The sequence below is a fragment of the Clostridioides sp. ZZV14-6009 genome (genome assembly GCF_020658095.1).
Classification (GTDB): Bacteria; Bacillota; Clostridia; order Peptostreptococcales; family Peptostreptococcaceae; genus Clostridioides.
The window spans coordinates 50,922-67,876 of record NZ_JAGWDG010000017.1; the positions used below are offsets into that span (position 1 = coordinate 50,922).

16 protein-coding genes and 1 riboswitch are annotated in these 16,955 nt (G+C 28.4%); of the genes, 10 read left to right on the plus strand and 6 right to left on the minus strand.

Annotated features, from left to right (window positions below; all coding sequences use genetic code 11):
• Positions 1 to 147 precede the first annotated feature (147 nt).
• The 4 genes from KGF36_RS16880 to KGF36_RS16895 all read right to left on the minus strand — a co-directional run bounded on the left by KGF36_RS16880 (position 148) and on the right by KGF36_RS16895 (position 4,530).
• Positions 148 to 1,794 carry an FtsX-like permease family protein gene (locus tag KGF36_RS16880; protein ID WP_227830391.1) on the minus strand — a complete coding sequence of 549 codons (1,647 nt, stop codon included), beginning with the start codon at positions 1,792 to 1,794 and terminating at the stop codon, positions 148 to 150.
• A 2-nt stretch (positions 1,795 to 1,796) separates the two neighbouring features.
• The gene (locus tag KGF36_RS16885; protein ID WP_227830392.1) at positions 1,797 to 2,465 is read right to left on the minus strand and encodes an ABC transporter ATP-binding protein; all 669 of its coding nucleotides are present in this window, start codon (positions 2,463 to 2,465) and stop codon (positions 1,797 to 1,799) included.
• A 242-nt stretch (positions 2,466 to 2,707) separates the two neighbouring features.
• Positions 2,708 to 3,868: a sensor histidine kinase gene (locus tag KGF36_RS16890; protein WP_227830393.1), complete on the minus strand. Its 1,161-nt coding sequence runs from the start codon at positions 3,866 to 3,868 to the stop codon at positions 2,708 to 2,710.
• Positions 3,856 to 4,530 (minus strand): response regulator transcription factor, encoded by a 675-nt coding sequence (locus tag KGF36_RS16895; RefSeq protein ID WP_227830394.1) that lies wholly within the window; start codon positions 4,528 to 4,530, stop codon positions 3,856 to 3,858. Before KGF36_RS16895 ends, KGF36_RS16890 begins: the two co-directional genes overlap by 13 nt.
• Before the next feature lie 159 nt (positions 4,531 to 4,689).
• Here KGF36_RS16895 and KGF36_RS16900 point away from each other — a divergent pair, with 159 nt between their 5' ends.
• On the plus strand, positions 4,690 to 5,280 hold the full coding sequence (locus KGF36_RS16900) for an EFR1 family ferrodoxin (protein ID WP_227830395.1): 591 nt from the start codon (positions 4,690 to 4,692) through the stop codon (positions 5,278 to 5,280).
• A gap of 113 nt (positions 5,281 to 5,393) precedes the next feature.
• On the opposite strand, the gene KGF36_RS16905 is transcribed toward KGF36_RS16900, so the two are convergent.
• Complete coding sequence (locus KGF36_RS16905) at positions 5,394 to 6,221, minus strand: carbon-nitrogen hydrolase family protein (RefSeq protein ID WP_227830396.1); 828 nt, start codon at positions 6,219 to 6,221, stop codon at positions 5,394 to 5,396.
• A gap of 217 nt (positions 6,222 to 6,438) precedes the next feature.
• Positions 6,439 to 6,544: riboswitch (guanidine-I (ykkC/yxkD leader) on the plus strand.
• Between the two features lie 71 nt (positions 6,545 to 6,615).
• Here KGF36_RS16905 and sugE point away from each other — a divergent pair.
• Entirely contained in the window at positions 6,616 to 6,936 is a 321-nt protein-coding gene (gene sugE, locus KGF36_RS16910) for a quaternary ammonium compound efflux SMR transporter SugE (RefSeq protein ID WP_227830397.1), read from the plus strand.
• A 212-nt stretch (positions 6,937 to 7,148) separates the two neighbouring features.
• On the opposite strand, the gene KGF36_RS16915 is transcribed toward sugE, so the two are convergent.
• Complete coding sequence (locus KGF36_RS16915) at positions 7,149 to 7,829, minus strand: phosphoribosylaminoimidazolesuccinocarboxamide synthase (protein WP_227830398.1); 681 nt, start codon at positions 7,827 to 7,829, stop codon at positions 7,149 to 7,151.
• A gap of 397 nt (positions 7,830 to 8,226) precedes the next feature.
• On the opposite strand from KGF36_RS16915, the gene KGF36_RS16920 reads away from it, so the two are divergent.
• The 8 genes from KGF36_RS16920 to KGF36_RS16955 all read left to right on the plus strand — a co-directional run.
• A complete protein-coding gene (locus KGF36_RS16920) occupies positions 8,227 to 9,279 on the plus strand; it encodes a galactitol-1-phosphate 5-dehydrogenase (RefSeq protein ID WP_227830399.1) in 1,053 nt (350 codons plus the stop codon).
• A gap of 54 nt (positions 9,280 to 9,333) precedes the next feature.
• Positions 9,334 to 9,750, plus strand: a complete 417-nt coding sequence (locus KGF36_RS16925; protein WP_413894824.1) for a PTS sugar transporter subunit IIA — start codon at positions 9,334 to 9,336, stop codon at positions 9,748 to 9,750.
• A gap of 28 nt (positions 9,751 to 9,778) precedes the next feature.
• On the plus strand, positions 9,779 to 10,252 hold the full coding sequence (locus tag KGF36_RS16930; RefSeq protein ID WP_227830401.1) for a PTS sugar transporter subunit IIB: 474 nt from the start codon (positions 9,779 to 9,781) through the stop codon (positions 10,250 to 10,252).
• Between the two features lie 43 nt (positions 10,253 to 10,295).
• Complete coding sequence (locus KGF36_RS16935) at positions 10,296 to 11,054, plus strand: PTS sugar transporter subunit IIC (protein WP_227841047.1); 759 nt, start codon at positions 10,296 to 10,298, stop codon at positions 11,052 to 11,054.
• Between the two features lie 24 nt (positions 11,055 to 11,078).
• Positions 11,079 to 11,918, plus strand: a complete 840-nt coding sequence (locus KGF36_RS16940) for a PTS system mannose/fructose/sorbose family transporter subunit IID (protein WP_227841048.1) — start codon at positions 11,079 to 11,081, stop codon at positions 11,916 to 11,918.
• Between the two features lie 331 nt (positions 11,919 to 12,249).
• Positions 12,250 to 12,897: a response regulator transcription factor gene (locus KGF36_RS16945; protein WP_227830403.1), complete on the plus strand. Its 648-nt coding sequence runs from the start codon at positions 12,250 to 12,252 to the stop codon at positions 12,895 to 12,897.
• On the plus strand, positions 12,890 to 14,275 hold the full coding sequence (locus KGF36_RS16950; RefSeq protein WP_227854909.1) for a sensor histidine kinase: 1,386 nt from the start codon (positions 12,890 to 12,892) through the stop codon (positions 14,273 to 14,275). The genes KGF36_RS16945 and KGF36_RS16950 overlap by 8 nt, the downstream gene beginning before the upstream one ends.
• A 467-nt stretch (positions 14,276 to 14,742) precedes the next feature.
• The coding region (locus tag KGF36_RS16955) for a cell wall-binding repeat-containing protein (protein ID WP_227854910.1) at positions 14,743 to 16,955 on the plus strand (2,213 nt) is incomplete at its 3' end.

Below are 16,955 nucleotides of genomic sequence, written 5' to 3' on the forward strand. Positions count from 1 at the left end.
ATTATCCTTTGTTTTTAGGTTTGTAGCCTTAAATTTTGTATCTGGTGTAGAAATAGCAATTGGATTTTTTATAAGGCATAGAGAACCATTTTTGAAATCCTCTAATAAAGAATCTGTGATAGAAGGTATTAATTCTTTAAGAGTTTGCTAATCAATTCCAATAACTTTTAACATTTCAGAACCATTTTCAAAGTTAATATCTGTATTTATTTCTCCTTGTTTATATTCAGAGTATTTGATAAAAGAGGTACGATTGATATTTTTCATGTTAACTATTTTATCAAGTGTAGATTTATCAAAGCCAGGAACTTCATTTGTTAAAGAAAAATCTCCTTTTTTTAGGTCGCTAACCGATTTGGATACATCTAATACATTAGAAAATTCACTCAGTGCAACAAATACTGTTATACTCATAAATAATGATAGTATAGTGATTATAGTTCTACCTTTATTTCTTTTTAGGTTTAGCCATGCTAGATGTCTTTCGAAGTTTTTGATTGGTTTTTCTCGTTTAATTTTAATTTTTCTTTTGATTTTGGTAGTGTTACCAGCCATAGCAATTTTAGGAGAAACATGTGAAGCATATATTGCTGATGGTAAAGCCGCAACAAATGAAAATACTAGTGAAATACCAACGCTTAATAATAGTGGTATTAAGTAGCCTGTTGAAATTTTATGTATAAGTTCAGTCATTTCTTTAGTATTATTTACTAAAAATATATCTGGATTTAAGATATTTGTAATCATTTTAGCTATACTTTCAGAAGAAACAATTCCAATTATGGCTCCAATAGGTATAGCAATAGAACATAAAAATAAAATTTGTAAAATAATAATTTTATATAGTTGCTTTGGTTCAGCTCCAATTGCTCTTAAACATCCATACTCTTTAATTTTCTTTGTAACAGAAATCTTTAAAATATTATAGATTACAAGTCCAGAGGCCAGTAGTACTAATAGTGCAACAAATAAAGATATTACTATAATTATAGATATGCTGTCACTATTGGAACTGTTTTTATCTCCTTCAAAGTTAATTCCTAATGTATTTAAATAAACCCAGTTGTATTGAATTGAACTACGGGGAATATTGACTTTTCTAGCTAATTGATTTACAATTTCTTGAAATTTATTTTGTTGCTTTATTTTAAAATCCAATGATGATAAAGTATATCTTTTAGGTAATAGTTTTTCTGATGTACCTTTACCTACAACACTATTTACTATTCCACTTGCATAGCCTGTATAGTCATTTTCTAAAATACCAATTAGTTTAAAATTGGTTTTATAACTATAGGGCTGTTCTGTATCATTTAAAAGTGAGATATTTAAATCCATAGGAATAGTCATACCAAGCTTTGGTTTTATTCCCATAAGCTGTAAGGTATTTTCATCTAAGGCAATCTCATTTTTATTTTTAGGAAGATTTCCAGACTTTAATTTCATTAGTTTTGGATAGTTGGAAAGTCCTACCTTATCGTATTCTTTTACAAGTATAGAGATACCTGTATTCTTTATTTTACTAGTGCCAAGTGTTGTTGAAAGACCAGCTTGATAGATTCTATTATCTTTTTTTAGTGTATCAACTTGAGTTTTATTAAGCTGGTGAAAGGATACATGTCTATCACCATTAAAAGAGCGAGCTTGTTCAGTTCTTAAATTTTGAAGTATACCAATTGATTGACCTACTACAGTTGTCATTATAGTCGACATCATTATTGCAATAATAATTAATGTAGTCATAAGTTTTTGGTTTTTTAACTCTTTTATTGAAAGTGAAAGGTAATTTTTCATTACTATTTCACCTCCATAAGTATACCATCAATTATTGAAAGCTGTCTGTCAGCAAGCTTTGCAATCCTATCATCATGAGTTATTACTACTAGAGTCTTTTTAAATTGCTTTGATGTTTTAATAAGAAGATTCATAACTTCACTACCACTTTTGCTGTCTAAGTTTCCTGTAGGTTCATCAGCAAATATTACATTTGGCTTTGCAATTAATGCTCTAGCAGTGGCAACTCTTTGTTGCTGACCTCCTGAGAGTTCATGTGGAAGATGATGCAATCTATCTGAGATTCTAAGCAATGATGAAATTTCATCTAAGTATTTTTTGTCAGGTTGTCTTTTATCTAATAATACAGGCATTGAAATATTTTCTGAAGCTGTCAAAACAGGCAATAGATTAAACTGTTGAAATACAAATCCAAAACATTTTCTTCTAAGAGTGGAAAGTTCCTTTTCACTATATTTATACATGTCTTTCCCATCAAGTAATACTTGGCCAGATGTAGGACTATCCAATCCACTTAAGATATGTAAAAGTGTACTTTTTCCACTTCCAGAAGGTCCAATGATAGAAACAAATTCACCTGTATTTATTTCTAAATCAATATTGTTTAGTGCAATAACTTTGTTGTTATTAGAACCATATATTTTTGATAATTGTTTTGCTTTTATAATCATAAAAACACACTCCTTTTTTGTATAAGAAGAGTGTAAGTTATAAAACTCAATTTTTTCTCAACTTTTCATATAAATAGAAGTAAATTCTAGATAAAAAGAATATATTTATGTTTAAGATTTTATCTTTTATTAATTAGCTACTTTTATAGGGTGCATGTTAATAAAGCTTAAAAGTTTATTATGTTTTATACAAGGAAATCCAGATAAATCCAGATAAATCCAGATTAAAAATTAAAGTATCTCTAGTCTTTTGTTGAGAACTTTATTGTAATTTTAGCACTACCAATTAAATTATTTTCAATAAAAATAGAACCTCCATGTTTTTCACATAATACTTTAGATATATAAAGACCCATGCCAAAATTTGAGTTGTTATTATTTAAAGTCTTATCTTTATAAAAAGGTTTTAATGCTGATTTTAGAGATTCTTCACTAAATCCCACACCATCGTCATCAATTACAAAAATAAGGAATTTTTGCTCAAGGTATATAAGTATAGATACTTTATTTTTTGCATATCTAAATGCATTTGATATTATATTTTCAATAACCCTATGAATAATATTTTCATCAAATAATATGTTTATACTGTCCACCTTATTTGTAAGTTTAAAAGATTTTCCAGTTTGTTTTGATAAAATAGATATATTACTATCTAAATTTTCTATAAAATCATTTATATTCAATATAGTTTTTGTAATAACTATGTCTTCTAATCGTTGAGCATTACTCATACTATTTACATAGTATTCAATTCTGTCAATATGTTCAGACATAAGTTGTGTAGTTGATAAAATTTTTTTATCACTAAGTTTTCCTGTTGGTATGTATTTTGTTAAATAGTCTGAGTATCCTTTTAGAACTGTTAGGGGATTTCTTAAATCGTGAGAAAAAGCAGCATTAAGCTGTTTTCTATCATCTATCATGGTCCACATTTTTATATTATTTTTATTTAGTTGGGACCTCATTTTCTCGAAAGCATTGCACAGATTACCTAATTCGTCATTACTCTTATATTCTAAGTAAAAATCTAAGTTATTATTGGATATTTCACTTGCTCCTTTATTAAGTATTTCAATAGGTGTCTTTAATTTTACCTTATAAAAAATTATATCAGCCAATAATAGAAGCCCTATAAAAAATACAAGTGGGAGTACAAGCTGAAGTGTACTAATAATATTAATCAACACTTTATCAAAATCGCTGTATTGATTTATATTATTTTGCATTATGGTTATAGTTTCTGTGTATAAGGGAGTTTGTAAATATTTGTCTTGTATAGAGTGATATATATAATTAAGTAAAATGTATGAGATAGTTGTAAGTACTGATGCTATAATTAATGAAGATAGAGTGAGAAAGAAAAAAGATTTTTTTAATGACATATTTTTTATTTTATCCATTTGTAACCAGCTCCCCATACCGTTTCTATGTAATTTTCAAGGGTATATTTTGATAATTTAATTCGTATTTTTCTGATATGTTCCATTATAACATCACTATTTCCATTGTTATCATAGCCCCATATTCTATCATAAATCCTCTCCCTATCAAATACTTGACCAGGATTCGTAGAGAGAAGTTCTACGATATCAAATTCTTTTTTCGAAAGTGAAACTTGATTATTATCAATAGAAATTGACCTTTCTTCATAATCTATTACTAAATCTTTATAAAATTTGACTTTAGTGTGATTTGATTTTCTTTGTTCACGTCTTAAATGAGCAGAAACTCTTGCACCAAGTTCTTCTAAATCAAAAGGTTTTACAATATAATCGTCAGCACCAACACGAAAACCATTAAGTTTATCAGTGTTTTCAATTTTAGCTGTTAAAAACAAAATAGGGCATGATATATAATCTCTAATTCTACTGCAAACTTCAATTCCATTTATTTCAGGCATGTTTATATCAAGTAGAATAATGTCTGGATTTTTAGATATTTTTTCTAGTGCTTCTTTTCCATTATGGGCAGTGTAAACTTCATAATCATTTATTTCAAAATAATCCTTTAATAAAGTGATGATACCTTCTTCATCATCTACGACGAGTATTTTACTGTTCATAAAAATTCTCCTTTCTAAATAAAACTTTTTAAACAACTTTTATTTTAGTATAAAAATCTCAATAATTTCTCAAATTATTAAATCTACATAAAAATATGCTATTTTTAGTGATTAAAATCAGTATATTTTTATATACTAAATAAATCAAGTGTCTAATTATTGGAAAATTTAAATATTAAAAGTGATAAACCATATATTTTTGCTGTAGTAACTTGTGGAGGCGTGATAGGTGGAAGCGCAATTTATGATGTGGATGCTTTGTTGAAAGAGAAGGGTCATGGACTAAATCTAGGTTCAAGGATACAGATGGTTTCTAATTACATTTGTGAGTTTAAAATAAAAGATGATAAAAAAATTGACAATTTACTTAGAAAAGCAGAAATCAAGGTTAATGAAGTGTCAGAAGATATTGTAAATAAGAAAAATAATAAAATTGGCAGAACAAATTTTATATACAAAAAGTTTTATAAAAAATATATTTCATCTTGTGCAAATAAAGACAGGCATTTTTCAGTTGAAGATAGCTGTATAGAATGTGGTATTTGTTCAAAAGTATGTCCTGTAAATAATATAGATATTGAGGAGGGCAGACCGAAGTTTTTACACAATTGTGAACATTGTTTAGCATGTGTACATTGGTGTCCTAAGCAAGCAATTCAATGGAAAGATGTAACTAAAAATAAAAAGAGATACCAAAATCCAAATATAAAGTTGGAAGATATGATAAGTGAGAAAAATAAGGATATTTAATAAAGGTAATAACTACTAGTAACCAATTAGTAATTAAGAGTAGTTGGTATAATTACAATAATAAAAACCCCATAAACATTTTAAATAATTAATTTATGGGGTCATATAATTTTTTATTTTAAAATATTAAGTTCATATAAGTCTGTTCTTCTATGTTTAAGTAATGGCAATTGTTGTTTTATATTAGGAATTAAATCTCTATTAATATCAGCATAGATAATGCATTCTTTTTCATCAGCCTGAGCGATAATTTTTCCCCAAGGGTCTGAAATTCTTGAATTACCAAAAGCTATGTAAGAAGCATCTTTATTTCGAGCAGGTGCAGCACCAACATAGAACACTTGATTATCTAAAGCACGCATTCTGATAGATAATTCCCAATGTGCAGGTCCAGTTGTCATATTAAATGCTGCTGGCAAGATAACTATTTCTGCACCTTCAATAGCCATCAAACGTGATAATTCAGGGAAACGAATATCATAGCAAATAGCAATACCCATTTTTCCATATTCAGTATCTATTATAGTAACATCATTTCCAGCAGTAAGAGTATCAGATTCTTTAAAGCTAACTTTTCCTGTAACTTCAATGTCAAATAAGTGCATTTTGCGATGTTTTCCAATTAAAGTTCCACTTTTATCAAATACATAACAAGTATTATAGATTTTGCTATCTTCTAATTCTGGAATACTACCAGAAATTAGATAAATTCTATGTTTTTCAGCTAGTTTACTCAATGTATTTGTTGTTTCACCTGGATATTCTTCAGCAAATTTAGGAAAGTATTTATTTTCATATGGACAGTTAAACATTTCTGGTAAAACCACAATTTTAGCTCCATTATTGGCAGCTTCTGTTACCATTTCTACAGCATGATTAATATTTTTAATCTTATTTTCTGTAGTCATCATCTGACATACTGCAATTTTGTAGGAATTCATAAAAATTACTCCTTTCGATATTTTTATGTTATTATAACATATTAAATAAAAATTAGATATAAATACAAAATATGTAAGTTGAGTATGTTATATAACTGAAGAGTACAAATTACTATAGATATATATTTTAATTTATACTCTTATAATTTATATCATATCACTATATTGACTTTTTTTACCTATGTTGATAGTATTATTTTAAAGACAATAAAATAATAATAGAGTTTTATAGGGTTCCGCAATTATTAATGATTGGTCTGGTCCAAGATAAAACCCACAACATAATTTTGTTGTGAACACGGAAGGATAAAAACCTGGGAGATATTTTATAATATTTCTCAGGTTATTTTATTGCTAAAAAAGAGAGATATTATTTGAAAAGAGGGATGATTTTATGAAATGGTTATTTTTATTTATTGCAGGACTATTTGAAGTTTTTTGGGCATTCCAATTAAAAAATTCACATGGATTTTCTAAGTTGACTCCAAGTATACTTACTGTTGTTGGGATGATTGTTAGTTTTTATTTTTTATCATTGGCACTTAAACATCTTCCACTTGGAACGTCATATGCCATATGGACTGGAATTGGTACAGTTGGAACTGCTATTGTAGGAATTGCTCTTTTAAATGAACCAGTTAATATGGCTAGAATTTTATGTATAGGTCTTATTGTAGTGGGGATTGTAGGATTGAAATTATTATCTACCAACTAATAAGTATGAATTACGATAAATAGTAGGAGATGATAGTTATAGAGTATATAAACTAAAATATTTTAACAACAAAATAAAAAAGCTATGAGCTTAGAAATTATAAAATGTTTTAAAGTAATTAACATTTTATAGAATTTCTGCTTCATAGCTTATTTTTATTTATAAGTTTATTAGATTTGTATTTGAAAATTATATGTATATATTCTGTATAATTATTTTGCTAATAATAAAGCAGTTAAATCCATAGGGTCAACTATTACACCATCTTTATAAACACGCATATTTCCAGATGCTATCTCATCTATTAATATTACTTCATTATTGTAGAATCCAAATTCAAACTTAATATCATAAAGTTCAAGTCCTTTTTCAGCTATAGTATCACGAACTATGTTAGAAATTTTTTGAGTCATACTCTTCATTGAATCGAATTGAGCTTGAGTCATAATATTTAAAGCTTCTAAACCTTCAGATGTTATAAGTGGGTCACAACGGTCATCATCTTTTAAAGTTGCTTCTACATAACAATCTAACTTAGCTCCTTCTTCAACACATGAACCATAACGACGTAAGAAACTACCAACAGCTCTATAACGACAAATAACTTCTAATCCATTACCAAAAACTTTTGCTGGTAACACTTCCATAGTTGCATCTTCTAAATTAGCACTTACATAATGAGTTTTAATTCCAGCATTGTTTAGAATTTCAAAGAACTTAACAGATGTTTCTAAATTAGCCTTACCAATTCCATCTATGCTTAGCCCTACAGTATTTTCACCTGGATCGAATACACCATCTTTGCCAGTTACATCATCCTTAAATTTAAGTAAGCAATTTCCATTATCTAATTCAAAAACATCTTTAGTCTTTCCTTGATACACTTTTTTCATAAACAACCTCCAAAATATTAAATTATTATATTGAATAAGGCATTAGTGTCAAAAAAGTTCTGGTATTCGTATAAAAATTTATATTGATGCCTTACATTTAATATTATATCACAAAAATAGAGAATTTTTCCGAACATTTTTACAAAAATAACAAAAAAAGTACATTTTATAAAAAAGTTTAGAAAAGTGCCAAGAAAGAAAGTGAGTGTCATTTGTATTAACACACATAAGTTTTTGTAGGAAATTTTTTTGACACACTTTGACACACATATAATAATAGTATGATAAATGGCATGAAACCTATATTTACAAATATTGGCATAAAAATTGCTTTATATATTTTACATAAAAAAGATGAGTATATATCTAAATAAAATAAACAATAGAGGTGGTTAATGTGAAGTCAGTTAAGTTCTATGGTGTAAGAGATACAAGAGTCGAGAATGCAGATATACCTAAAATATTAGAAAAAGATGATGTAATAGTTAAAGTAAAAGTTGCTGGGATATGTGGCTCTGATATATCGAAATACTCAAAGACAGGTCCTCATATGGTTGGAGAAATCTTAGGTCATGAATTTTCAGGAGAGGTAGCAGAAGTTGGTATAGAAGTAAAAGATTTTAAAATAGGAGATAGAGTTGCTGTTTGTCCAGCTATGCCATGTTTTGAATGTGATGAATGTAAAAAAGGGCTGTATTCAAGATGTAATAATGTAGCAATAATAGGAAATAAAGAGCTTGGAGGATGTTTTGCTGAATACACAAAGGTAAAGGAGAGAAATTTAATAAAAATACCAGAAGAAATAAGTTATGAAACGGCTGCTGCTTTAGAGCCAGTGTGTATAGCAGGACATGGACTTTTTAGGTCAGAAACTAAGGTGGGAGATACTGTTGTAGTACTTGGAACAGGACCAATAGGCTTATTTTCAATACAATGGGCAAAAATATTTGGTTCTACAAAAATAGTGGCTATAGATGTATTTGATGAGAAATTAGAATTAGCGAAGGAATTAGGAGCAGATATTTGTATAAATGCAAAAGAAAAAAATATTGTAGAAGAGATAAAAAAATTAACTAATGGAGCTGGAGCAGACATTGTTATTGAATCAGCAGGGACTCCAATGACATGTGGTCAGGTATTGTTATTAGCTAAAAAAGGTGGGACAGTACTTTATGCAGGAGTACCATATGGAGATGTAGCTTTAAGCAGAGAACAATTTGAAAAGATAGTGAGAAGTGAGCTAACTGTGAAAGGAACTTGGTTTGGAAATTCATTTCCATTTCCAGGAAAAGAATGGAGTGCTGGCTTGTATCATATGCAAAAAGGTGACATGAATGTTGAAAAATTGGTGACACACAGAATAAATTTAGATGAAGTGCCAGATTATTTTGAAAAAATATACAAAAGAGATATTTTCTTTGGTAAGATAATGGTTAATGTGGCTAATTAAGGTAGAGTAATAAAGATAGTAATTTATAGTGTATATAAAAAAGTTAAGAGAGGTATGATTCATATGGCAGGAATAATTATAGCTGCACATGGGAATATGGCTAAAGCAATGTTAGAAAGTGCTGAATTAATAGTAGGGAAACAAGAAAAAGTAGAAACTTTAGGATTAAACCATGGTGACAGTATAGATGAGTTTAGTAGAAAATTAGAAAATGGAATTGAAAAATATAAAGATGAAGGTATTTTAGTATTACTTGATTTTTATGGAGGAACTCCTTTCAATACATCTGCTGTTATAATAAACAAATTTGCTAAGGACTGTGAATTGGAATGTTTAACAGGTGTAAATTTGCCTATGCTTTTAGAACTGTTTTTAAACAGAGATACTATGAAGTTAAAAGATTTAAAAAGTTTATGTGAAGAAGTTGGAGCTTCAGGAATTAAGGACGTAAAAGCAGCTTTAAAGATATAAAATAAATTAAAATTTTGGAGGAATTATTATGAGCAATATAGCGTTAACAAGAATTGATGATAGGTTAATACATGGTCAAGTTATCACTGCTTGGTGTAAGATTACATCAGCAAAGAGAATAGTAATAGTAGATGATTTAGTTGTAAAAGACCCTTTTATAGTACAAGTCTTACAAATGGCAGCACCTTCAACTGTTAAGGTTGAAGTGCATGATATAGAATCAGGTGCTGAGGTTTTAAAATCATATGATGGAGATGAGAATTTAATAGTATTAGTTAAATATCCTAAAACTGTTTTGGGTCTAGTAAATAATGGAGTAGATTTAAAAGAGTTAAATGTTGGGGGTATGGGAGCTGGTCTTGGAAGAAAAAGTTTTTATAAAAATATATCAGTATCAGATGAAGAGAAAGAAATATTTAAGGAATTAATATCAAAAGATGTTAAGTGTTTTATACAAATAGTTCCAGATGCAAAGAAAATTGATGTAGGAACATTATTGTAAGGCCTATTTTGTAAATATTTAAAATTAAATAAGGAGGAAGAACATGCAAATTTCACTAATTCAAGCAGTTTTAATAGCAATTTTTTATTATCTTTCTTGGAGTCCATGGCTAACTTATGTTGGATTTTTTACATGGAATAGACCTTTATTAGCTGGATTTGTAACCGGAATTATACTAGGAGACCCAGTTCAAGGAGCAATTATAGGTGCAGGTATAAATATGATATACTTAGGATTCATATCAGCAGGAGGGGCTCAAATGGGAGACCCAGCTTTTGCAGGATATGTGGGGACTGCTTTAGCTATAGCATCTAATTTGGATGTAAGTACTGCAATGGCAATAGCTGTTCCGCTAGGTACTGTTGCAACTGTGCTTTGGATAGGTAAAATGACAGTAAATTCTTTTTTTGCACACTGGGCAGATAGAGAGGTTCAAAAAGGGAATATAGATAAAGTAGCATTTATAAATATAGTTCCACCTCAGATACTATTGTTTGTAATGAGTTTTATACCAGCGTTATTAGTTGTTTATTTTGGGCCAAATGCAATAGATGGAATGTTAGAAGTAATGAATGATAATGTATTACATGTATTCAATGTAATTGGAGCTATGTTACCAGCGCTAGGAATTGCTATGAACTTAAAATTAATTGGAAATAAGTTTACTATGCCATTTTTCATATTAGGTATATTAATGGCTGTTTATTTTAAAATAGATATAATAGTAATATCTGTTATTGGAGTAATACTTGCTCTTACAATTACTTCAATTAAATATGGAAAAGATGGTGCGACATCTTAAATATATAAGAAAGGGGAAAATATTATGTCAAATACAAAAAGTCAAGTAGCTAAGAAAACGTTAAGCAAAAAAGATGTGATAAAGTCATGGCTAAGATGGTTTTTCTTTGCACAATCCAACTACAATTATGAAAGATTACAATCAACAGCATTTTCACATTCAATGTTACCAGTACTTAAAAAACTATATCCAGATAAAGAAGAGTTAAAGCAAGAAGTAGAAACTCACTTGGCATTTTTTAATACAGAGCCTATATGTGGATGTGTTATACATGGAATAACAATAGCTATGGAAGAAGAAAAAGCTAATGGAGCAGATGAAATAAGTGGTGATGGTATGAATGCCATAAAGACAGGTTTGATGGGACCATTGGCAGGGATTGGAGATACTTTAACTCAAGGAGTTATAACACCTATAGTATTAGCTGTTTGTATTGGTTTAACTGAGGGAGGAGCATCAATTGCAGGACCGATATTATTTGTATTAGCTCAATATATAATAATGACTTCAATTTCATTTGGAATGTGGACAAATGGTTATAAGTATGGTAAAAAAGCTGTTGAAAGTATACTTCAGGGTGGAATAGTAAATAAAGTTATAGAAGGTGCTTCTATATTAGGGACTTTAGTTATGGGCGGACTTGTAGGTAGATTTATTAATTTATCTACACCAATAAGCTATACTAGTGGAGATTTTAAATTTAGTCTTCAGACAGATTTGCTTGATAAGATATTTCCTGGATTAATTCCTTTGGTACTTACTTTGTTAGTGCTTTTAGCTTTAAAGAAAGGTCTTTCTCCAATAAAAATAATGGGTATATTGATAGTGGTAGGTGCTATTACAGGTATATTAGGATTATTTTAAATAAATGCATATGATGTATTAATGAGGATTTAGATAAATTGGCTATATCTATAAAATACAATAGTAATTAGGGTAAATTAGATTTTCAATAGATTAAGATTTAAGCTTAGATAAGCTATGTAGAATATATAATTTTGTAAAAGGTATCTCAAAATGATTTTTTAATTGTAAATGAGGTACTTTTTTATTTATAGACTTAGTATTAAAGCTTATCTGTACTGTATTTTATATGGGGCTTTAGTAATAATTGTAAACTTCCTGTAACATATATTTTATATAATTGAAACAATGGATATAATATGAAATATAATAATTTTAGGGATGTGAATATATGAATATATTAATTGCTGATGATGAAGTGAGTATGATTAAGATACTTTGTGCTTATTTTAAAAAAGAAGGCTTCAATGTATTTACTGCAAAAAATGGGGAAGAAGCTTTAAATGTTTTTTATGAAAATAAAATAGACTTAGCAATACTGGACTGGATGATGCCAGTAATTGATGGAATAGGGGTTTGTAAAGAGATAAAAGAAAATAGTAATACAAAGGTACTTATGTTGACAGCTAAAAGTCAAAGCGAAGATGAAATAGAGGCACTCAATATAGGAGCAGATGAATATGTTAAAAAGCCATTTGACCCTAGAGTTTTAATAATAAGGGCTAAGAAATTGGTAAATTATAAAGATACAATTAATATAAAAGATTTAAAAATAGATTTTGAGTCAAATAAAGTTTTTAAAGGTAATGATGAACTACTATTGACTAAAAAAGAATTGGAATTAATTCATTGTTTAGTCAATAACAAAGGAATAGTGTTATCTAGGGAAAGACTTTTAGATTTAGTCTGGGGATTGGATTATGATGGAGATTTTAGAACAGTAGATACTCATATAAGAAGACTTAGAACAAAAGTAGGAGAAGATATAATAAAAACTTACAGAGGATTAGGATATAGTCTGGAGGATTTTGATGACTAAACTAAATAAGAAGTTATCTATAAGTATATCAATAGTAGTTGTAGTCGTTTATATAATATCTATAGCTATAAATAGTATGTTTATTCATAGGTATTATTTACATGAAAAAAGAAATGTATTGAATAACATTGAAAATGAAATAAAACATAAGGATATGAATAAATTAAAGTCAAATATTGAATTAATTGAAGAAAAAAGCAATACAGCCATTGTATATGTAACATTAGATAAAAATTACAAAGATAAAAATAGCATAGATAAAATAAATGAAGATTTACTAGATGCCTTTTGGAATAAAGGTTTGAGCTTAAATAAATTTTGGATTGAAGGAAGTGTTTTAAATGATATTGACAATAAAAGTATTAATAAAATATATAATCAAGGAAAAACCAAATATAGTCTACTAGTAAAGTTTATGAAAAAGGATAATTATTTATTTGCTATATCTATACCAATAGAACATTCAGAAGAAACAATTGGTATAGTAAATAGATTTAATATAATAATGGGGATATTTTCAGTAATTATAATAACTATACTTACATTTATACTTTCAAACAGAATTATAAGGCCTATGGAAAAATTAAAGCTTTTATCTAAGGATATATCTGAGTTAAAATTTAGAACTGAGGCTATAAAAACGAACGATGAAATAGAAGAGTTAGCTTATAGCATAAATATAATGAGTGTAAAGCTTGAAAAGGCACACAATGAATTAAATAAAAGGAATGAAAATTTGAAGTCTTTTATATCTGATGCATCTCATGAAATGAAAACTCCAATAGCACTTATAAAAGCATACGCTATAGGTATGAAAGATGGCTTGGATGATGGTACTTATACAGATACAATAATTGAACAGGCAGAAAATATGTCTAATACAATAAATACCCTTTTATATTGGGCTAAATATGAGAAAAAAGAAGTTAGTTTGTGTGAAGTAGATTTAAAGGAAAGACTGCTTAAGAATTTAAAAAATTATGAATTATTGATATCTAAGGATAATATAAGTGTTAAGTGTGATATAGAAGATAAAAATCTTATAATAAATTCTGATAAAGATAGTATAGATATGGTACTTAATAATTTGATTAGTAATTCGATAAAGTATACTAGTGATAATGAGATAGAGATTAATCTTTTTAGAGATAAGGATAAGATTATTTTATCTATAAAAAATGGAATAGATTATGATAGAGAAGATGATATTGATAATATATGGAAGCCTTTTTATGTCTTAGAGAAGTCAAGAAGCAAAGAACTTTCAGGTACTGGTCTTGGTCTTACAATAGTCAAGACTATACTTGAAGAAAATAATTTTAGATATAAGGTTGAAATTTATGATGGAAAGATAGAGTTTTATATTATCTTTATATAAGTTTTATATTATTTTTATATTGTCTCATAAAAATACAACAAAATAAAATATAAATATAAAAAATAATTTAAAAAACATCAAATTAATTTGCTTTTCATATGGATAAAATTGGTTAATTAATATATAATCATAAGTATAAATGATGAAATTTATTTATAAAACAAGTAGCACTTTTAATTCTAAGAGCTACTTTTTTTACATAAAATCTACTTTTTTACTACAATTCATCAGCATAAAAATCAAATTCACCTTAAAATTTAAATTTACTAATTTTTCAAGCAATTAGAAAATCTACGTATTCCTTTATAATAACTATAATATAAGAAAATAATAAGTAAATTATATATTAATTATGAAATCATTATAGTTAGAAAACCTCTTTAAAGTTAGGCATTAAGTATCTCTTAGAATTAAAACGGTAACAAAAAAAGCAATTAGGTACTACTAATGGACAAGGGGGAAATATAATGAAAATACCAAAGAAGATTGCTGCTATGCTTACAGTTACTATGATAGCTGGAAGTTCTACAGCAGGTATAGCTAGTGCGCAAACAGTAGCAACAAATTTAACAGGACAAGAGAGATATGAAACTGCTGTAAAAATAAGTCAAGATGGATGGAAAAATGCTGATGAGGTAGTAATAGTAAATGATTCATCTATAGCAGATGCTCTTTCTGCAACACCATTTGCAAAGGCAAAAAATGCTCCTATACTTTTAACAGGTAAAGATAAATTAAATGATAAGACAAAAGCAGAGTTACAAAGATTAAAAGCTAAGAAAGTATATTTAATAGGTGGAACTTCTGTATTAAGTGCAAATATAGAAAAACAAATAAAAGATTTAAAAATATCTTTTGAAAGAATATCTGGTGCAGAGAGATACCAAACATCTTTAGAGTTAGCAAAAAGATTAGATGCAGTAAGTGATGTTAAGAAAATAGCTGTAGTTAATGGTGAAAAAGGGCTTGCAGATGCAGTAAGCGTGGGTGCTCCAGCTGCACAAAATAATATGCCAGTAATACTTGCTGATTCTAAAAATGGAACAGCAGTTGCAGATAAATTTATAAAAGATGCAGGAATAACTCAATCTTATGTAGTAGGTGGGGAAAGTTCAGTTTCTGAAGCTGTAAAAAATAAACTACCAAATAGTACAAGATTAGGTGGAACAGATAGAAATGATACAAATGCAAAAGTAGTAAAAGAATTCTATAAAAAGACAGATTTAAAAAATGCATATGTAACTAAAGATGGTATGGCTAAACAAGACCAACTTATAGATGCATTAGCAGTAGGTGTACTAGGTGCTAAAAATCAATCCCCAGTAGTTTTAGTTGGAAAAAATCTATCAGCTTCACAAAAAACTTTAGTTAACTCTAAGAGTTTTGATAAAATAACTAAGGTTGGTGGAAATGGTAATGAAACAGCATTTAATGAAATGAAATCATTACAAGAAGTAAGTACAGTTGAGGCTAAAACAATTGCTGAATTAAAATCAGCTGTAGATAAAGCAACTGCTAATGATGTTATAAACTTTAAACCAACTAGTGAAGTTAAAGAAGCATTTACAATACAAACTGACAAAGCAGTAACAGTGAACTTAAATGGTACATATACAAAGACTGTAACTATCAACATGCCTAATGGGGATGTAAATAACTATGCAAAAGTAGATGATGTAATTATAGATGATGTTAAAGATGGAACTTTTGTTAACTATGGAAAAATAACTAACTTAAAAGTTAATGATAAAAATGGAGCTAAGATAGAAAATAATTCAAAAGGTGAGATTGGTAGTTTAACAGTAGCATCTGGAGCAAGTCAAGTAAAAGTAAATAACGGTGGTAAGATAACTACAGTTACAAATAATTCTAAAGGAACTACTATAGATAATAAGGGTACAATAAGTACTGTTAAGGGAGATAATTCTCCATCGATAAGTGGAAATAATCCAGGTTCTAACTCATCAGGAGGAAGTTCTTCAAGTGGAGGTTCTTCAGGAGGAAGTAGTAGTGGAGGAAGTTCTTCTAACCAAAATCAAACAGCAGTAAATAAAGAGGCTGCAAAAATAACAAGTGTAGCTGCCCCAGCAAAAGATGCAACTAAATTAACTATGCCATCAGTATCAAGTGGATATACAATAGCAATAAAATCATCAAGCAACGAAAATGTTATAAAGAAAGATGGAACAATAGTACCACAAAATACAGCAACAACAGTGAAACTAGTATTTACAGTAACACATACATCAAGTGGAAAAACAGCAGATACTAAAGAAATAGGTGTAGTAGTACCAGCTAAATCATCAGATGAAGAATTACAAACAGCAGTAAATAAAGAGGCAGCAAAAATAACAAGTATAGTTGCACCAGCAAAAGATGCAACTAAATTAACTATGCCATCAGTATCAAGTGGATATACAATAGCAATAAAGACTTCAGATAATGAGGCAGTTGTAGATAAAAATGGAACAATAGTGCCACCAAGTGTAAATACAACAGTAAAATTAGTATTTACAGTAACACAAACATCAAGCGGAAAAACAGCAGATACAGCAGAAATAGATGTAGTAGTACCAGCTAAATCAACAGAAGTAATAATAGGCTCAGGTTCAGTAGCTGGAGCAACAGCAGGAGATAAAGAAATAACAGGATTAACTAGTGGAAAAATCTATAAAGTAAC